This is a genomic window from Arthrobacter sp. zg-Y820, from assembly GCF_030142155.1.
GTDB lineage: Bacteria > Actinomycetota > Actinomycetes > Actinomycetales > Micrococcaceae > Arthrobacter_B.
The window spans coordinates 1,692,362-1,710,977 of sequence record NZ_CP126247.1; the positions used below are offsets into that span (position 1 = coordinate 1,692,362).

The 18,616-nt window shown below is 63.8% G+C and carries 13 protein-coding genes, 1 tRNA gene and 1 pseudogene; 5 read left to right on the forward strand and 10 right to left on the reverse strand.

The genetic code is table 11. The features are described from left to right. The first annotated feature begins 10 nt into the window (after positions 1 to 10). Positions 11 to 92, forward strand: a tRNA-Leu gene (locus tag QNO08_RS07585). Here the strand turns inward: QNO08_RS07585 and QNO08_RS17505 are convergent. The 5 genes and pseudogenes from QNO08_RS17505 to QNO08_RS07610 all read right to left on the reverse strand — a co-directional run. Continuing rightward, positions 44 to 962: pseudogene (locus QNO08_RS17505) on the reverse strand (integrase core domain-containing protein); the annotation flags it as partial. The gene QNO08_RS07585 and the pseudogene QNO08_RS17505 sit on opposite strands and share 49 nt — an antisense overlap. Positions 963 to 1,354: 392 nt before the next feature. Next, the gene (locus QNO08_RS07595) at positions 1,355 to 2,074 is read right to left on the reverse strand and encodes a sulfite exporter TauE/SafE family protein (protein WP_229966742.1); all 720 of its coding nucleotides are present in this window, start codon (positions 2,072 to 2,074) and stop codon (positions 1,355 to 1,357) included. 637 nt (positions 2,075 to 2,711) lie between these two features. Next, positions 2,712 to 2,966 (reverse strand): hypothetical protein, encoded by a 255-nt coding sequence (locus QNO08_RS07600; protein WP_229966741.1) that lies wholly within the window; start codon positions 2,964 to 2,966, stop codon positions 2,712 to 2,714. 15 nt (positions 2,967 to 2,981) lie between these two features. Further along, a complete protein-coding gene (locus QNO08_RS07605; protein ID WP_229966740.1) occupies positions 2,982 to 5,597 on the reverse strand; it encodes a beta propeller repeat protein in 2,616 nt (871 codons plus the stop codon). Beyond that, on the reverse strand, positions 5,554 to 5,838 hold the full coding sequence (locus tag QNO08_RS07610) for a hypothetical protein (RefSeq protein WP_229966739.1): 285 nt from the start codon (positions 5,836 to 5,838) through the stop codon (positions 5,554 to 5,556). The genes QNO08_RS07605 and QNO08_RS07610 overlap by 44 nt, the downstream gene beginning before the upstream one ends. Before the next feature lie 345 nt (positions 5,839 to 6,183). On the opposite strand from QNO08_RS07610, the gene QNO08_RS07615 reads away from it, so the two are divergent. Further along, complete coding sequence (locus QNO08_RS07615; protein WP_229966738.1) at positions 6,184 to 6,432, forward strand: hypothetical protein; 249 nt, start codon at positions 6,184 to 6,186, stop codon at positions 6,430 to 6,432. Between the two features lie 1,766 nt (positions 6,433 to 8,198). Here QNO08_RS07615 and QNO08_RS07620 read toward each other — a convergent pair. From QNO08_RS07620 to QNO08_RS07630, 3 genes are all read right to left on the reverse strand, one after another. Then, complete coding sequence (locus QNO08_RS07620; RefSeq protein WP_229966737.1) at positions 8,199 to 8,513, reverse strand: hypothetical protein; 315 nt, start codon at positions 8,511 to 8,513, stop codon at positions 8,199 to 8,201. A gap of 204 nt (positions 8,514 to 8,717) precedes the next feature. Next, positions 8,718 to 10,859: an FG-GAP-like repeat-containing protein gene (locus tag QNO08_RS07625; RefSeq protein ID WP_349774911.1), complete on the reverse strand. Its 2,142-nt coding sequence runs from the start codon at positions 10,857 to 10,859 to the stop codon at positions 8,718 to 8,720. 562 nt (positions 10,860 to 11,421) lie between these two features. After that, positions 11,422 to 12,360 (reverse strand): 5'-3' exonuclease, encoded by a 939-nt coding sequence (locus tag QNO08_RS07630; protein ID WP_229966736.1) that lies wholly within the window; start codon positions 12,358 to 12,360, stop codon positions 11,422 to 11,424. A 221-nt stretch (positions 12,361 to 12,581) separates the two neighbouring features. Between QNO08_RS07630 and QNO08_RS07635 the strand changes: the two genes are divergently transcribed. Then, positions 12,582 to 13,067: an NUDIX hydrolase gene (locus QNO08_RS07635; RefSeq protein WP_229966993.1), complete on the forward strand. Its 486-nt coding sequence runs from the start codon at positions 12,582 to 12,584 to the stop codon at positions 13,065 to 13,067. A gap of 187 nt (positions 13,068 to 13,254) precedes the next feature. Then, positions 13,255 to 14,667, forward strand: coding sequence for an ABC transporter permease (locus QNO08_RS07640; RefSeq protein WP_229966735.1), 1,413 nt, complete (start codon positions 13,255 to 13,257; stop codon positions 14,665 to 14,667). Between the two features lie 66 nt (positions 14,668 to 14,733). Here QNO08_RS07640 and QNO08_RS07645 read toward each other — a convergent pair whose 3' ends face one another. Further along, the gene (locus QNO08_RS07645) at positions 14,734 to 15,321 is read right to left on the reverse strand and encodes a helix-turn-helix domain-containing protein (protein ID WP_229966734.1); all 588 of its coding nucleotides are present in this window, start codon (positions 15,319 to 15,321) and stop codon (positions 14,734 to 14,736) included. A 145-nt stretch (positions 15,322 to 15,466) separates the two neighbouring features. Further along, on the reverse strand, positions 15,467 to 16,129 hold the full coding sequence (locus tag QNO08_RS07650; protein WP_229966733.1) for a TetR/AcrR family transcriptional regulator: 663 nt from the start codon (positions 16,127 to 16,129) through the stop codon (positions 15,467 to 15,469). A gap of 156 nt (positions 16,130 to 16,285) precedes the next feature. Between QNO08_RS07650 and QNO08_RS07655 the strand changes: the two genes are divergently transcribed. Then, complete coding sequence (locus QNO08_RS07655) at positions 16,286 to 18,487, forward strand: ABC transporter permease (protein ID WP_229966732.1); 2,202 nt, start codon at positions 16,286 to 16,288, stop codon at positions 18,485 to 18,487. The last annotated feature ends 129 nt before the right edge of the window (positions 18,488 to 18,616 follow it).

The window sequence follows — 18,616 nt, forward strand, 5'->3', positions numbered from 1 at the left end:
CGCAGGGCTGGCCCGAATGGCGGAATTGGCAGACGCGCTGCACTCAAAATGCAGTATCGAGAGGTGTGTGGGTTCGAGTCCCACTTCGGGCACCGTTGGAATGAGTCGAGATCGTTTCCGGATGAGTCGCGACATAGGTAGCACCCCGGTCTTCGGACCGGGGTGTTTTCTTTTGCCTGGCTTGGTAGCCCCGGGGGTGGTCCAAGGTCAGTTCGCGCAGGATCTCTCCGGCGGCTGTTTCCGTGATGACGATGTCCGTTTCGTAGATGAGCATGAGGATGTTTTGCCCGGTGGCATCTAACCGGTCCACGCGTACCCGCCAATGACCTCCCTGCCTGGCTGTCAGCGGAACCGCTTTGACGGTGGCGTTGTAGGTCTGTGCGGGAGTTTGCCGGTCCAGCGCCCGGTGCGGGCGCTCATGGTTATAGATGTGGCGGAACTTCTACAGTTGGGGGGGATCCTCCAGGGTTTGTGCCCGGGGCTGTCCGCTGAGCCATTTCTTCAGGGTTTGCTGGAAGCGTTCGATTTTCCTGGGTTGCGGGTGTCCCGGTGAACCGTTTTTCTGGGTGATTTTCAGGGCGTGCAGGAGGTTCTCGAAGCTGTTGCGGCAGCCTTTGCCGCCGGCGAAGCGGGAGGTATAGACCAGGCCGTTGTCGGTCAGGGTGGAGGCCGGCAGCCCGTAGCGGTTGGCGGCTTTGAGAAAGGTCTCACTGACAGCGGCTCCGGTGACGGGCCGGTAGGCGGTGCAGGCGAGCAGATAGCGGGAGTGGTCATCGAGGAAATCCAGGATCTCGGTATCCGTGCCGTCGGCCAGCGGCCAGTGGATGAAGCCAGGTCTCCTTCGGCTGCGCGGCTTCGAAGCGGTGCAGCGAGGACTTGGAGCGTTTATTTGGTTCGGCGGTGATCAGTCCGGCGGCGGGCAGGAGTCGGCGAATGGTTGAAGTATGGGGTGGCGCTGAGCCACCCAGCGGTGAGAGCACTGAGTATGTCCTACGTATCAATTGTTTAGAGGGGCAGCAGTTGCCGTAGTCCTTGCCGTCAATCGCATCGTACGATTCCCGGCAGTCGAAATAGACATCGCTGGGGCGGATGCCAGGGGGTGCACGAAGTCTGCTTTCCCAGAAGCCCGATGAGATCCGTCGCTGACGACGCGTACGTCCCAGCGCATTCGCAGTGCAGCGAATTCCGTGGGGTCGACGATCCAGAATTTGACGTGGCCGACGATCAGGTAGACGGCCTGGTCCGATCGTTTTCGGACCACGCTGACATTCTCCCACTGCGCACCTTGACTTCCCTCGTCCCTGAAAAATGTGTGACCGTCCGTCGCACCGTGGGCCGTGACGACCGTCCGGGCCTACGGTGCAAAACCGAGCAGTCTCAGGGAGTAGCCGCCCATGACGGTCCAGAAGAGGACCGCATAACCGCGCTCTCCGACCCTTGAGTTCAGATACCGGCCGAAGAAGGTGCTGGCGATCATGACGGGGAAGAGCCCCGTCATCAACAGCAGGGACTGTGTGCTGAGCAGTCCTGCCCCGGCGTAGATGCCTGCCTTCATCGCGTCTCCGGCCAATGAAACAATCGACGCAGCACCGACCAGATGGCTTCGGTCCAAGTTAAGCAAGCGCAGGGCAACCCCTTTCAACGGTCCCGACGTTCCCGAGAACCCGGAGGTCGCGCCCGAGGCCAAGGCAAGTACGGGGGCTCCGACCTTCCGCACCGCGTTGAGTTTGAGACGCTCGGCACCCAACCCCAATACAATGCTCAAGACCACTGCGGCGCTGACCCATGTTTCGGGGGCGGCGATGAGAAGGGCAGCACCCACGGCGGAACCGATCACCACCAAGACCAAGACGATCAGAGATTTCCCCCAGGGGATGGTGCCACGGTAAGCAACAAGTTTGACCAGGTTGTTAGCCGCTAGCAGCAGGGCTGCAAGAGCCACGCCCTCCTTCGTGCCGATGGCCAGCGCAAGCATAGGCACCAGAACGAGGGAACCGCCCAATCCGGCCGAAGCGGACAGCGTGCAAGCCAGAGCAGTTCCCAACAGCGTTAGTAGAATGATCTCCGATGTCATGGCGTAGATCTCCGTGTCATTCCGACGACCCACCCCATTGGAGTAAGTCCCCTCATGGCAAGGGAGCTACTTCTTCCCATGGTCGGGTTCTTCTCCTGAAGTTCTGGCTTCCGCTCCGGGTGGCTCAGGCTCCTCGGCTGTCTCTTTTTCCGCGGTTCCGGTACCGGTTATGGTGGTCACATAATCATCGGTGCCCGGCTCCATGGGAGCGGGGCCCGCGGACATATCAACGGCGAGGTTTGGGAAGTGCCAGTCGGTGAGAACTTCGCCTTCGGCGAAGGCCGCAGATGGGGGCGCCCCGGTAAAAGATGGCGGCGCTGCATCAGGTGGCGGGGCACTCGGTGCTGGGCCGCCATCAAGCGCCCCCACAGTCTGCGCTCTGGCCAGCAGGCCGGACGACGGGGCCGGTCCCGGTTCTCCTTGTGCTCCGGCGGCCCCGCCGTTAAGCGCGTCCAGCTCAACGAAACCCCGGGCCATTGGTATCTGCGGGTCCGGAGCTGGCCAGGCCGGGACTGACCCGGCGGCCGTATCCCGGTTATCAGTCGGTTCCCGCGACGTATTCCCTGTATCCAGGCCAATGGCTGGTTTGTCGTCCCCGCTGTCAATTTGAATTACGACATACATGGGGCTGTTCTCCTTAGTTCAGGACCGCGTAGCGGGCTTCGAAGCTCACGGTCTGATTCGTGAGGTTCTTCACGGTGATCCAGTACGTGCATTGGGTGGCATTTGCCCGTTCAACAGCCACGTCCCAGTCCACCTGCGGATTTCCCCCTTGGGGCGAGGTGGGCATCAGGTACCAAATAACGTGCCAGGCCGTGGGCCAGTTGAACGTAAACCACCTGTTGGAGGCCCCAGGGCCTAGAGAACCGGTGAACTGGATGTTGGTCCACATATCTTTGTCCTTTGCTCAGTATCGGCTCAGAATGCTGTACCGGCCCTCAAAAGTGAGCGGGGCGGCGGTGAGATTGCGTACGGTGATCCAGTACGTGACGTATTCGGCAGTGGCGCGCTCCACCTGTACGGTCCAGTTGACCTGCGGTGAGCCGGGCCGGGGGGTTACCGGCATGACGGTCCAGATGATGTGCCAGGTGGCGGGCCAGTTGAAGGTGAACCAGCGGCGGGTCTCGTTGCTGGCGAGAGAGCCGGTGAACTGGGTGCCGTTGTGGGGCTGGGTCTGCCAGCCGTCCACGGGTATCTCCCAGATTCCGCGGTTCCGAGTGCCCGCACGGAGCACCCGTGCGTGCGGGTGGAATATCAGGTCGCCAATCATGGAGTTCGGCAGCGCGTTTGAAAAGTCGGCCCATGAGGCACCTGCATTGAGAGACTGGGACACGCCGACGTCCGCTGCCACCCAGATCCGGTTGGCGTCACCTGGGTCGATTTCGATGGCGTTGATCGGCAGCGGGGGAAGACCGGCGGACCGGTCGGTCCAGGTGGAGCCGCCGTCATCGGACCGGAACACGCGTCCGCCGCTTAGCGTTGTCGACGTCGCCCAGATCCTGGTCCCGCCCGGCTGGACGTGCAGATCGCTGACATTTGCATTGGCGCGGGGCGAGGCTAGTGCCGTGAGCGTGCCCCAGGACGTCCCGCTCCAATGGCTGCAGAATATGCCTCCATTGGTGGTTCCCACGTAGACATCATCAGGACCGGGAATGTACAGGGCGCTGGAACGGGCTGCCGAGGGGAACGCCAGGCGCGTCCAGGCGGTTCCGTTGTTCCGGGAGATGTACAGCGAGTCGCCTCCCATCGCTATGGTGTCTCCCGTGGTCGCGCTGGTTTCAAACGGAGGATAAAACAGGCTGCCCTCTCCAGCGGGTACTGGCGGGAAAATGTCGGTCCAGGTCCCGAAGCCGCCCCGCGTCGTGGACCGTTGGGGAGTCATGTTGTAGTAGGTGTGGAATACCGTGTTCGGATTTGTTCGGTTGACCCCGCAGTCACCGCCGTCACCGTCCGCCACGTGTTCCATAGTGGAGGGCCCAGTCCAGCGCTGAGTGCCGTTGTCCTGGGTGCCGCCGATCAGCCAGCGGGAGGATCCGTGGTCCTGACCGAGATACTCGAACTCGCTGATGACGAGACCGTTGTTGCAGTGCTGCCATGTGATGCCCCGATCAGCACTTCGAAACAGGCCACCGTCGTTGCCGATGTAGATCCTAGCGGAGGCACCCGGTTCGAATGCGATGGCATGCTGGTCAGGGTGAATAGACTGTCCGGTCGCGCCTTTATTGCTGAGGTTACGCCAAGACCAGTCTGTTCCGGCGAGGTCACCGCGGTGGACCTCAATGGCACCGCAATATATTTGGGTGTCTCGGTCTGGTGAGACAGCCAGAAACCAGTCATACCACGCCTGGTTGACCCTGACGCCGGGTGGGGTGCCGACCGCGGTCCATGTAGCGTTGGCACGTCGCCACAGGTATGCGGCAGCACCCGCGGCTCCCCACGCATAGGCGACGTTGGGATTGGACGGTGCGATTGCCACTTCGAGCCGGTCAAATGTACCGGGTGCACCCGGGAGAGCGACCGCATTCCACTCGGTACCGCCGTCTGTGGACCGATGCAGCCCGTCACGACAGGCCGCAAGTATCTCAGCCGCTGCACCCCCCGCGGGAGCCATCGACATCGACCATGTACGGACGGTGCGCCGGCGCGTCCAAGTGACGCCGCCATCTGCGGATACGTACAACCCGTGGGTCGTACCGGCCAGCAGATGGCGCCGGTCGGCACGGTCGATCACTAGGTCGTAGAACCCTTGTCCCACGAATGGCGTTGTACACAAGGGCGACCAGGTGCTGCCGCCATCGGTTGAGCGGAGTATCCCGGCCCCCAGCCACCAGTAGAAGTTGCCCTCACCCGTACCGCAGAATACTGTTCTTGAATCCGTCGGATCGAACACTACGGCCCCGACGGCGAGGGTTGCCGCGTAATCCGTACGGGGCGCCCAGCTGACACCGCGATTGAAACTCTCCCATACACCGCCCTGCGCTGCACCGACCAGAACATGAGCGGGATTGGCCGGATCAACGGCCATCGTGGACACACGCCCGGAAACATTCACCCTGTTGGAACCGTACGTCTGACCGTTCGGGATGGTCCAAGGACCCAGTGAACGCCATTGCGGCCCGACCGCAGTGGGTGGACCCATCAACTCGACCGCCTCCCCAAAGGCCTTGGCGAGGTTTTCCTGCTGGCTTCCGGCGGAGTCCCGGGACGTTCCTGCATCCCACTGCTCAGGATGCGCTACCGCCGTGTCGCCCGTGGGCGAGGACGTGAAACCTCCCAGTACCCGGCTCATTCGACTCTGCTCTTCCCCCTGCACGGCCATGGCAATGGTTTCGGCCGCCACGTCGTCAAGACCCTCGCGCTCCAAGATCTGCATGAGTCTCAGCAGCACCTTCCCTCCCGGCAGCCCGGTGTCGGCCGCATCCTGTTCCGCTCCTTCGTCATTGCCGAAATCCAGCCGCCCCTGGCCCGCGTCGTCCACTTCACCCTTCATCGGGTGCTCCTTCGTCTGATTGTTCTTCCTCATCAGGGGAAGACGCCTCTGAGGGCGGAGTTTCCGCCATTGATTCCTTGCCGGGCTCCTTTTCGGAACTCAGCTGGTCAGGCACACGGTGGGAGATCATCTCATCCAGGCGTCTCCGGGCGTGGCCGCCCTCACCGTCATCCTGCTGACTGCCGCTTTTACCGGCGTAATAGTCGCTGTCTTTCTCCGAGGCGCCGGTGCCGTTGCCGCCCTGATGCGATTCGTGTTCGTGCTTATCATTCATGGGCTCATACCGCCTTCAGGAAAACCGGTGTACCGATCGCAACGTTAGTCAGCAAGCGTTACATCTGCGTTACTGTGGCGTGCTAGGCCCACCCAGGGGGTGTGTCCGTAACTACGACTGCCCGGAACCCCGGGAAACTTCGAGGCTCACACTGGTCTGATTAGTTGTTTTCGATCACGAACGCAGAAGGGCGGAGCCCGTGCCGGAAAGGCGATAAGTCGAGACAGGCCAGCGCGTGGCCGCACTTACGGCCCTACCCAGGTTCTCCAACGCATTGAGCTTCTTCAATGCTTTACCGTGTAATGGCGCACTGCACTTTTTGGAAGCCAAGGTCAGGCTAATGTCATGACCCGCGGATACAGGTTCACACGGTTTCCATTGATCTATCATGTGCGCCGGATCTCAGGTGCTTCCCTCGAAGGGTTGACGGCGCTGCTTGGTCATGAAGACCATCCTGCAATCCGGTCTTGGCGGGTTTCAAAACCGCTTGGTGCCGAAAAGCAAGCGGCTAAATTTGATCTGCCAAACCTCGAGAGCCATGCCCTCGTGAAGGTCATGCCGCACCAGAAGAAATTGCCCAACTTCCCGGTATAAGCTTCCGAGAGTTCGAATGGCGCCGGCCACGCCAAATGGCTCCTTGTCGCTGCATGCCACTCACGCTTCGTCAAGTCCATCACGCAGTGTGGGGACGACCCTCCGACGCATTCGTCAGAACGGACAGCTTCGTCAAAACGTGATCCGGTTTTCCTCTTTCTCCGGCTAGGCGATAAACGTCGCTACGAGCACGCCCACCCGGGGATCGTCCATACTCGTTGAGCGCGTCGAGGCATCTAAAGACGACATAGTCCCGTTGACATCTTCTCCAGTGTGCGGCAACTATGCGCACGGCCTCTGCTTTCATAGCTGCCGCTGTCTCGACCAGCGCGCACACAACGCGTATGCGAAAGCCGGGCCGCATCATCCAGCGCAGGTTCCTTAGCATCGCGGGCAAAACCAGGTAGAGCGGAAACGCCAGACCTTGTCGCCGCGGTTAGTTCGGATTATCACCCCGGAGTTCCCCCGGATTGGAATCCTAGGACACTTGCCAACCGCATTCTGCCAATTCACCCGTCATTTCAGTGTTACTGGACGCACGAACGCGGATGGCAGCCCAACCACCATGCAGAAAACGCAACCCGACTCAGCGAAAAACCCGTTACCACCGGTGAACGTCGGCATGCCTCCTGAGCCGACATTTCCGTTCAGCACGCGTTCGTACTTCGCCGCCCCCTCAAAGACTCACCTTCGGTTGGCTGCACGACTCTGGGGCGGTAACGCAGTAGTAACGCCGGGGGAGGTCTACTTCAGGCTAAGAAGGCGTCGTAACACCTTCCAGAGTTCTGCACCGGACCTTCAGGAAGTGATAAATGAAAATGGAATGACCGTTGATGAGGCACTGTTTCTTTAAAGAAATGAGTACGTGCGGGCCAGCAGAGGAGGCACCGGCCCCGGAACAGTCGATCCTGGAACTGGGATGGCCCACCGAATTCGGTTCTTGATGAGAAGGGGATGACCTGTTTCCTCAGGCAGTGACGAAAAGATGATTTCTACTCGGGAGTAAAAATCTGGATGACAGCCGGCAGCGCTTTGGCATCTGCCCGTGTCCGTTGGGAGTTGTTCATGGCCGCGTCGCAGGAGCATGTTTCTGGTGCCACGCCAATGGGGGGTGGCTGGTGTGGCAAACGGCGCGACGTTCCGGGTTCGGGCCCCAGGTGCGGACCATTTGTACGTGGCATTAAACGGGGCGGACGACTACACGCCCCGGGACCAGGATCAACTGGTCAAGGACGTTGGAACCGGGCACTGGACGGGCTTCTTCCCTTCAGCTTCTGACGGCACGAAATACCGGTTCTACGTGGTGGGACAGGGCGGAAAAGGATTGAGGCGCAATCCTCGGGCGCGGGAGCTTGAGCTTTCTGCGTACCCGCCACGCTGTGACTGCATTCTCAGGCCAGTGGACAGTTACCCGTGGCGCGATCAGGAGTACCGCTCCCCGGCGTTCAGCGATCTTATCGTCTACCAGTTGCATGTAGGCCCTGCGGACGCCCGTCAATGCTCATTGACATCTTTCTTCTCTGATTGAAGGTACTTCGGGAGGTGTCGGGCACCGCTCCCCATCTCTGGATTACTCCTGCTGCGTTATTGCCGCGTTACCGTCACCGCAGCCGATTCAACTTTCCGGAACGGCACCATCTCTCCCACGGCACAACTGCCATCGACCCTCAGGGCGGATCCAGAGCGAACACGAATCAAATCACGGGGTGCAGGCGGATCCCGGAATCAACGCCACCACCAATGCCAGGCGGAAGATCCGGAGCGCGTCAGTGGCCTAGCACCAGCTTCTCCGGCGTGCAGTCCAGCACGCGGAGCAGCATAGGTTGAACGAGGCCTTCCTCCATGGTGAGGCTGACCCTGTCGGCGCCCTCAAGGACCCAGCGTCCAGGCACCTTGGTTGATCCATCGGCAGCCGCAATCCCCAAATAACTCGCCCGGCCGTCGGCTTCGAACTCATAACCTGTCCGGCCCCTAGCCGGTGGGAATGCGTAATCAGCCGGGCGATAAACCTCCATTCCATCGGAATCCTCCTCATGGGAGTGCATCCAACGGCCGAGGAGGCACGTGCGTAAATCGGTCATGGTGCGGCCCTTCTCTGATGGCGACTGTGCCGATGATACTGGCCCGCCGGTATCCGGCGTCGAGGGTGTGCCACAGCCGGCAGTGATCAAAACCAGGAGAAACAACGTAAGGAGACTTGAAGCTGAGGGAACTGATATATCGGGGTGATGGTGGAACCGCCGGTCTCGAAGTGGTGAGCTCATTCTGGTCTTCTGTCCGGGTTGTTAGCTGCCGATGGAGCCCGGGCCTGGGACGAAGCGGGGGTGTTTCTCGACCCGCCAGTCGCCGGCGGTGTAGGCGAAGTTATCCACTACCTTGGCCGGGGCCTTGAAGGTCCCGTCGCCGTTGTTCAGGGAGACCCAGACTCCGCCGTCGCCGAAACCGATAATGTCGGCCCGGCCGTCTCCGGTGAGGTCGGCCAGGAAGCGGGGGTGTTTCTCGACCCGCCAGTCGCCGGCGGTGTAGGCGAAGTTGTCCACTACCCTGGCCGGGGCCTTGAAGGTCCCGTCGCCGTTGTTCAGGGAGACCCAGACTCCGCCGTCGCCGAAACCGATAATGTCGGCCCGGCCGTCTCCGGTGAGGTCGGCCAGGAAGCGGGGGTGCTTCTCGACCCGCCAGTCGCCGGCGGTGTAGGCGAAGTTATCCACTACCCTGGCCGGGGCCTTGAAGGTCCCGTCACCGTTGTTCAGGGACGCCCAGACTCCGCCGTCACCGAAACCGATAATGTCGGCCCGGCCGTCTCCGGTGAGGTCGGCCAGGAAGCGGGGGTGCTTCTCGACCCGCCAGTCGCCGGCGGTGTAGGCGAAGTTATCCACTACCCTGGCCGGGGCCTTGAAGGTCCCGTCACCGTTGTTCAGGGAGACCCAGACTCCGCCGTCACCGAAACCGATAATGTCGGCCCGGCCGTCTCCGGTGAGGTCGGCCAGGAAGCGGGGGTGTTTCTCGACCCGCCAGTCGCCGGCGGTGTAGGCGAAGTTATCCACTACCTTGGCCGGGGCCTTGAAGGTCCCGTCGCCGTTGTTCAGGGAGACCCAGACTCCGCCGTCACCGAAACCGATAATGTCGGCCCGGCCGTCTCCGGTGAGGTCGGCCAGGAAGCGGGGGTGTTTCTCGACCCGCCAGTCGCCGGCGGTGTAGGCGAAGTTATCCACTACCTTGGCCGGGGCCTTGAAGGTCCCGTCGCCGTTGTTCAGGGAGACCCAGACTCCGCCGTCGCCGAAACCGATAATGTCGGCCCGGCCGTCTCCGGTGAGGTCGGCCAGGAAGCGGGGGTGTTTCTCGACCCGCCAGTCACCGGCGCTGTAGGCGAAGTTATCCACTACCCTGGCCGGGGCCTTGAAGGTCCCGTCGCCGTTGTTCAGGGACGCCCAGACTCCGCCGTCGCCGAAACCGATAATGTCGCCCTTCCTGTCCCCGGTCAGGTCAGGGCCGGCACTGCTCACCCCAGGCACCACCTCAGCACCAATCGAGGCGCGCGGACCATCCAGTGTGGCCTGCGCCCGGATCACCTGCCCTGCGGTGAACATGAACATGCCGGCATCGTCGGTGTAGTCCATATAGTTCACGAACATGTCGCCGTCGGGACCGTTTGAACACGTAACGTGAGGAAAGACCGGCCGCCCAAAATTGGGCCCGGCGGCATTAGGAGTGTCATCGACCTCGTCGGAGCCGTTGCATCCGGTACCGTCATCGCCCCAAATATGAAACAGGTTCAGCCAATGACCGATCTCATGGGTCGCGGTCCGGCCGCGGTCGAAAGGTGCCTGCGCGGTGCCGGACGTTCCGAAACCTGAGTGAAGAATGACCACACCGTCAACGGCCGTCGGTGCTCCAGGGAACGTCGCGTAGCCCAACAGTCCACCCTCGAGTTGACACACCCACATGTTCAGATACCGGTCCGCAGGCCACGGATTGGCGCCACCCGTCGCTGCGGACTTAACGGGGTCTCCCACGTGACCGAACCCCTTCACCGTGGTTGGTGTTCGGGTTATCCCGCTCGTGGGGTTCCCGCCAGGATCCACTTTTGCCAATTCGAATTCAATCCGTGGGTCACCAATCCTGGATTGCCAGACAGCGGGAACGCCGCTGATGTCCGCATTGGCCGCCCGGAAGTCCCGGTTAAGCACATCAATCTGACTCTGGATTTGTTCATCGGAGATGTTCTCGTTCGGCTCATGCCACACCACGTGCACCGCGACAGGGATCCTTGTAATCCCTGGCCGCGCCGCTGTCCTTCGCTGTGCGAAACTTCGTGCTGCCGTCTCAATGCCCGCACGCGCCGAGGCGTAGGAAGAGTCTTCATTCAACAGACGACGATGCTCCTCCATGGTCGCGCAGGACCGTCGCAGGGGCTGGTCTGGGGTCATAACCTCGGTCACTTCTATCTCCTATCAAGTTCTGCCTCATGAGGGAGCGGAACGCTGTCCACTGATTAATTTGCGACTGCTGCTGTCACTTGAAGTTCCACGTACGAATGATTGATCACAGGTTGACAGAGCGACCGTTACTGACGCGTTATGGCCGCGTGGATCACGGGTACGGGTTTCGATGACCGCGAAGGCTGTGCCCGGCGCTCCGGGCGACCTTTCACCCGCCGATCTGGGGTGGAACGCTCACACCTACCATCGGGGAGCCGTTGCCAGCACAAGCCGGGCACTCCAGGGGCGCAATCCTTCTAGGTGCCTGCCGCGCCTGCAGCGGCCGATGACACCCCCGCTAAGGCGGGGTGCTTAAGAATTACGGGTAATGCCTCAGAAACACCAGCAAGCGCACGATTAACGACGCACGGACCGGTCATGCAGTTTCCGGATAGTGACCCCGGGGCAGCGCAAAGCTGGCCGACGCCGGTTCCCACCCTTTAGGGCTGCTGAGGTCAGAGGGGAAACGCGAGCCCCACGAGTGCACAAAGAGCGGGAAACCGTGCGGCGCTCACGCAAACCGGTCAAAGGCTTCAAGCAGGCGCGTCACCGAACCGCCCAGGTTCCACTCAGCGCCGAGCTTCTCCAGCTCGGCCCGCGCGTCGCCGGTGATCGGGCGCAGCTGGGCTCCGGCGTCGTCGGGCGTTGGCAGGTCCAGATCGCGGACCACCTTCACGACAGTGGGCGCGACCTCGAGGTAATCCGCTGCGGCAGCCAGCTTGGCCCGCACCGGCGACGACAGTGAACTTTCCGGGTTTCCGGCCGCAGCCAGCAGCGCATCGAGCGTGCCGTACTCGCCCAGCAGCGACGCCGCCGTCTTCTCGCCGATCCCGGACACCCCCGGCAGGCCGTCGGATGCATCGCCGCGCAGGGTGGCATAGTCCGCGTACTGGACGGGCAGCACCCGGTATTTCTCGACGATGGAGGCCTCGGTCAGGACATCGAGGTTTTTCATGCCGCGGGCGGTGTAGATGACGCGGACGGAGCGGTCGTCGTCGATCAGCTGGAACAGGTCGCGGTCACCGGTGACCACATCCACCGGCAGGTCGGCGGAACTCGCGTAGGTGCCGATCACGTCGTCGGCCTCGTGCTCGGGAGCGCCGACGACGGCGACGCCGGCCAGTTCCAGCGTCCGGCGGATCATCGGGATCTGTGCCTCCAACGGATCCGGCACCACCTCGACATCGGGTCCGGCGGCCACCACCTCGGCCACCCGGTGCGTTTTGTAGGTCGGGAGCAGGTCCACCCGCCATTGCGGCCGCCAGTCATCGTCCCAGCAGGCAATCAGGTGAGTGGCCTCGTAGTCGGTGGTGAGCCGCGCGATCATGTCCAGCAGGCCGCGGACGGCGTTGACCGGAGTTCCGTCGCTGCGGCGGATGGAATCCGGCACTCCGTAGAAGGCGCGGAAGTACAGGGACGCGGTGTCGAGCAGCATCAGGCGGGAGGGCATACGCCGATCCTTGCATGAAAAGGGGCAGGGAAGGGAGGAAGTTCCGCGGACGGTCCCGATGCTCGCAGCAGACGACGGCGCCGCCGTCGTGGGTTCCCTGGCGTCCCGGCGCATAGCGGGACGGCAAGCGTCGCTGTCATGCTGTCACCTACGATGGGACCGTCCGCGTGAGGAATTTGGCGACTAAACCCCAACACATCCAGCAGAACAGGGAGCACACCATCATGGTCACCAGCGCAGGCATCCTCCTGTACCGGCGGAGCGCTCCTTCCGGCGTTGAGGTGTGGATCGGACACATGGGCGGGCCATTCTGGGCGCGGAAGGATTCCCACGCGTGGTCCATCCCCAAGGGTGAATACCTCGACGAGGAGCCGCTGGCGGCGGCGAAGCGGGAATTCGCCGAGGAAATGGGCTCTCCGGCCCCGGAGGCTGACTACGTCCTGCTGGGCAGCTTCCGGCAGTCCTCGAAAAAGACCATCGCGGTCTTCATCGCCGAGGCCGACTTCTCGCCGGAGCGGATAACGAGCAATACGTTTGCGCTGGAATGGCCGCCGGGCTCGGGCACGGTGCGGGAGTATCCCGAGATGAATGACGCCGGCTGGTATGCCGAGCCCGAGGCCCGCAGCAAACTGGTCAAGGGACAGGCTCAGGTCCTGGACGCGCTGCTCCGCCGCCTGGCCGGGACCGCTCCGGCACCCGGGACGTAGCCTTCCCGCACTGGTTCCCATCGTAGGAGCACTCGCGGGGCCGGCGGGACCACGGCAGTGCACTTCTTTCACAAAGGGTGGGACCCAGTGCGCGGTTTTCCAGCCCAAGCGTTCCCGCGGCACCCCTCCGCGGATACGCTCACAGGACAGGACTGTGCGAAAACTCCGGCTTCTGGAGGTACGCCCCATGCCCGCAAGTACCGTCGACACCGGGTCCGGGAATCGAAGGACCCAGCACGCCACGGAATCTCCCCGCTACTGGTCTCCCCGGCTGTGGCTGCTGCCGCTGCTGGTGCTTCTGCTCCTGGGCGGAACCGGCGCCGCGCTGTACATCGGCGGTCTCGGCAGCCCGGGCGCAAACCTGAACCACTTTCCGATCGCCGTGGTGAACGAAGACGCCGGTGCCGAAGCGCCCGACGGCGGCGGCAGGGAAGACCTCGGCGCCACCATAACGGAGCAGATGCAGCAGGGCTTCGCGGCGAACGACGAGATCGACCTGCGGACGCTGTCCTGGGACGAGGCCCAGGACCAGATGCGCACCGGCCGCATCCATGCCGCCGTCGTTATTCCCCCATCCTTCTCGGCGGACGCACTCGCCCTGGTCAGCGGAGCCCTCACCGATACGGAGGTGTCCCGGCCAGCCGTGAGCGTCTACACCAATCCGCTCGCCGGACCGCTGGCCAGCAGCCTGGCGACCGCCGCCGTCGACCCCGCCCTGGAACAGGCCAACGAAAACCTGGGCGAACAGCTCACCCGCTCGGCGCAAGGCGCCCGGGCCGAGGCGCAGGAAGAACTGGACCGGCAGCTCAGCAGCCTCGACCTTCCGGCCCAAGTGGAGCAGGAGGTATCGCCGGACGTCTCCGGCACCGCGGCGGACCTGCTGGCCAGCCCGATCCAGGTCACCACCACTGCCTATCAGACGCCGCAGGAGGGGACCGCGCTGGGCATGGGAGCGTTCTTCTACTCGGTGCTGCTCATGATCGTCGGAATTGCCGGTTCGGTGTCGATCCACTTCCTCGTGGACTCCCGGCTGGGCGTGCTTCCGGTCGAACTGGGCCCGCGCTTTAGCCTGGGACCGCCGGCGCGGCCGGCCCGCTGGGCCACCTTCTTCACCAAGTGGGGGATCGTGGTCCTTGCCGCCCTCCCCACGGCCGGACTGATGATGTGGGTGGCAGCGGCCGTCGGCATGCCGCTGCCGCACGGCGGCTGGTACTTCCTTACCACCTGGCTGTCCATCATCACCGTGTCCGCGGTGGCCTTCGCGCTGATCACCGCGCTGGGCAGCGCGGGCATGATCCTGTCAATGATCTACGTGGTGTTCATGGGGCTGCCCTCGGCCAGCGGCGTGGTGCCGCTGCAGGCGCTGCCGGCCTTCTTCCGGTTTATTGCCCCCGGTGAACCGCTGTATCAAATGACCATGGCCAACCGCGCGGTCCTGTATTTCGACGCCGATGCCGACGCCGGACTGCAGAGTGGCATTATCGGCATGCTGATCCTCATCGGAATCGCCGTGGCGGTCGCCATGGTCTTCGCAGTGCTCTATGACCGGATGCTGGGCCGGCGGGGAGCGCAGCTGGCTCCCTCGGCGCCGGGCCGGTGACCTCACAGCCCGGCGCCGCGCAGGCAGCTCGGCGCGGCGCAGTTGACGAGCAGTTGACGCACAGAATCAGTGACCCTTCGCCGGGCGGGCCCGCAGGTGCGCACGCTCACCCTGCGGGCCGAAGAGGGCGATGAACTCGACGGCGCCGAGGTCGGCACTGCTCATCCAGTGGGGAAGGCGGGTGTCGAACTCAGCGGCCTCGCCCGGCTGCAGCACCAGCTCGGTGCCGCCGAGGATGAGCCGCAGCTTCCCGCTGAGGACGTAGAGCCATTCATAGCCTTCATGGGTGCGGGGTTCCGGCACCGCGGGCCTGCTGCGGGCCGGAAGGATGTACTTGTAGGCGCCGATTCCGCTGGCCTTTTCGGTCAGCGGAATGATCGTGGCACCGTGGCGCCTGATGGGCTGCATATGCACCCGGGGATCTCCGGTTGACGGCCCGCCCACCAGCTCATCAATGGTGACGCCGTAGATTTTGGCCAGGGGCAGCAGCAGCTCGAGCGTTGGGCGCCGCTGCCCCGACTCCAGCCGGGAAAGAGTGCTCACCGAAATGCCGGTGGCGGCCGACAACGACGCCAACGTGATGTTGCGGTCGGACCGCAGCGACCGCAGCCGGGCGCCGACGCCGTGCAGGGCGTCCTTCTGTTCATCCGTCATGGGTCGAGTTTGCCATAGCGGCAAAAATCGTTGCTGCTGCACCGGCACGGTTCCACACTGGAGGAACCGGCCCGGTGCCGCCACGGCTGGCCTCGGCGCGGCGGCGGCTATCAACGCGGATCTGATGGCCGAGGACACCCGGCGGTCAGGGCAGGTAGAGCGGCGACTGTTGGGTCAAAAAATCGCCGGGATGCGTCACCGGAGCCGAGAGCATCCCGGCACAGGAATCGATCAGGAAGTACCCGACGCCGGTCCAGTTGGCCGGCTCGGTGCCGTCCTGGATCCTTGCCTCATACTCGGAGCACACCCCGAGCACCATATTGCCGAGGATCCAGGACCGGCCATGGAGCACGGTCCGGGGCGTCGTGCCGAGCAGGGCCTCGATGCGTTTGACGAGGGCATCGGTGGCGGGACTGGCCACGGCGGACCGGGAGAGCACCTCGTGCATGGAGGGGACAGTCCGCATCTGGTGAATGAACCGCGCCCGCCAGCTCGGCACCGGCAGCGCGGCCAGATGTTCGGTCCAGGGCAGGACCAGGCACGCCAGCAGGTCCGACAGCCCGGCGTCGTCCGCCAAGGTGGAGACCAGCGCCGTCCTGCGGCGGTCCGTGTCAACGGTATGCCGGGTGATCAGGGCATGCAGCAGTTCGTCGCGGCCGCCGAAGTGATAGGCGACGGCTGAGTGGTTGGCGGTGCCGGCATGCTCGGCGATGCGTCGGTTGGAGACCGCATCGATGCCGAAACGGGCGAAGAGTTCCTCGGCTGCGTCCAGTAAAACCTCGCGTGCGTGCTCGCCGTGCTGACCCATGAACCGTGCCCCTCGTCCCGCGGCGTATGCGCCTCGATTAACCAAATTACGCCACATGGCGTAATTTTGACGAGTCGGCCCCACTGGCCGCGCATTTGGCCCAGCGGTCAGTGCGTTCCTCGCACCACCATCGAACCACAGCACAGGAGCACGACCTTGAGCCAGACTTCCCCCACGTCCACCGACTATCCACCGGGCGAGGATCCAGCGGCGCAGAGCGAGGCCCCGGCAACTGCTGACGCGGACCTCGAAGCTGCTGCCCTGAAGCGGGCCAAGGCAGAGAAGATCGGGCGCTACGTTGCCATGTTCCTCATGCCCCTTCTGATGGTGTCGATGCTGGTCGGCGGCTATCTGGCAGCCATGCACGCGCCGACCCCGCATGACATGCCGATTGCCGTCGCCGGCTCCGCGCAGCAGGCGGAGCAGTTCACCGATGCCCTGGAGTCCAGCGACCCGGATGCCGTCGAGGTGCGGATGGTCGACTCCGAGCAGGAAGCCCGCCAGCTCATCCTGGACCGTGAAGCATCCGGCGCCGTCTCGCTCTCGGAGGGCAAAGCCACCGTTTACACCGCCGGTGCCGCCGGCGCCTCCCAGTCCAGCAGTGTCACCGCACTGCTGGCGCCGCAGGTCCTCGCGCAGGGCCTGGCCCTGACGACCGAAGACCTCGCACCGCTGCCGAGCAGCGACATGGCAGGCCTGGGCGCAATGTTCATGACCACCGCGCTGATGCTTGCCGGCTACATGCCGCTGAGCCTGATCCTCTCCAACTCGCCGGAACTGCTGAAGTTCCGCCGCTTCGTTCCCCTGCTGGCCGGATGGTCGGCACTGATTGCCGCCCTGGTTTGGACCGTCGTCGGCCCCATCATGGGCATAGTTGAGGGGCACACCGCCGCCGTCCTGGGCATCTGCGCACTGGCCGTGTTTGCGGTCGGCAGCGTCCAGCTGTTCCTCACCCGCATCCTCGGCCCGATGGCCGTGCTTGTGGGCATGCTGTTCCTGATGGTCCTGGGCGTTCCCGCGTCCAACATGAGCATGTCGGTGCACACCATGCCGTGGATCTACCCTTACCTGCACGGCTTCCTGCCCGCGGCAGCAACCGGCGAATCACTCCGCGCAGTGCTCTACTTTGACGGAAACGGCGCCGGCGGCCACCTGTTGGTGCTGGCGATCGGCACCGTGGCCGCCCTGCTCCTCACGCTGGGGATCGACGCCCTCAAACGCCGCCGCAAGCCCAACGCGGCCCCGCCGGCGATCAACGTGGCGTCCCTGCACGGCGGACCCCGGCCGAAGAGCCGGACCTGGCGTTACATCGCCCTGGCCGGTTTCCCGCTGGCCATGGTCACCATGATGCTGTCCCTGATGCTCGGTGCCATGTACCAGCCGGAACCGCGGAACATGCCCGTCGCCGTCGTCGGCTCCACCGCCGAGCAGGCGGAACAGGCGGCCGCCGGACTGGACGAGAATATGTCCGGGCTCTTTGACCTGCAGCCGACCGACTCCGCCGATGAGGCCCGCGAGCAGGTGCAGGACCGCACGGTCGTGGCTGCGTTTGTGCTGCCGTCGGCGGAGAACCCCGCCGCAACCCTCATCACCAACGAGGCTGCCGGCATGAGCGCGCAGCAGGTTGTCCAGTCTGTCTTCGGCCAGATCGCCGCCGGACAGCAGGCGGAACTGACCACCGAGAACGTGGCTCCGCTGAAGGACTCCGACTCCATGGGCATGGCCACCATGTACCTGGCCATGGGCTGGATCATGGCGGGCTTCATGATCATTGTGGTGGGCTCGACGGCGGCTCCGGCCAGCCGTCCGCTGCGCCGGCTGATCCCCATCGTTGCGGCGTGGGCCGTCGGAATGTCCGCCTTCCTCTGGGTCATCGCCGAGGTCTTCGTGGGCGCCATCGACGGCCATTTCCTGCCGCTCTGGGGTGCCGGCGCCGTCGCGATCTTCTGCGTGGCCCTGTTCACCGCAGTCTTCGACCGGCTCATCGGCATGCTGGCGATCCTGCCGGTCATCGGCATCCTGATGTTCCTGGGCGTTCCGGCTTCCGGCGCGGCCATGTCCATCTACATGGAGCCGGAGATCTTCCGCTTCCTGCACGAATTCCTGCCGATGCCCGCCGCCGTCGAGTCGATCCGCTCGATCCTGTACTTCGGCGGGGACACTGTCGGCACGCATCTGCTGACGCTTGGAATCTGGGGAGCGGTTTCCCTGGTGCTGCTGGTCATCATTGACCGGTTCAAGCCGGTTCGAACGGAACCGTACCCCGTTGACGTGCCGGAGAGTGCAGCTGTCGGTGCGCCGGATGCTTCGGCCGGTGCCGCGAAACGGAAGCGCGGAAAGCACGTCGCTTCCGTATAGCCGGCTCCGCCGGAACCGGGCATGATCAAAACGAAGGGCCGCTGCAATCGCAGCGGCCCTTCGTTTTGGGGATTTCGCAGTACGCCCCCGATGGTCTCAAATCGAAGGTTTCCTGCGGGGCTGCACATC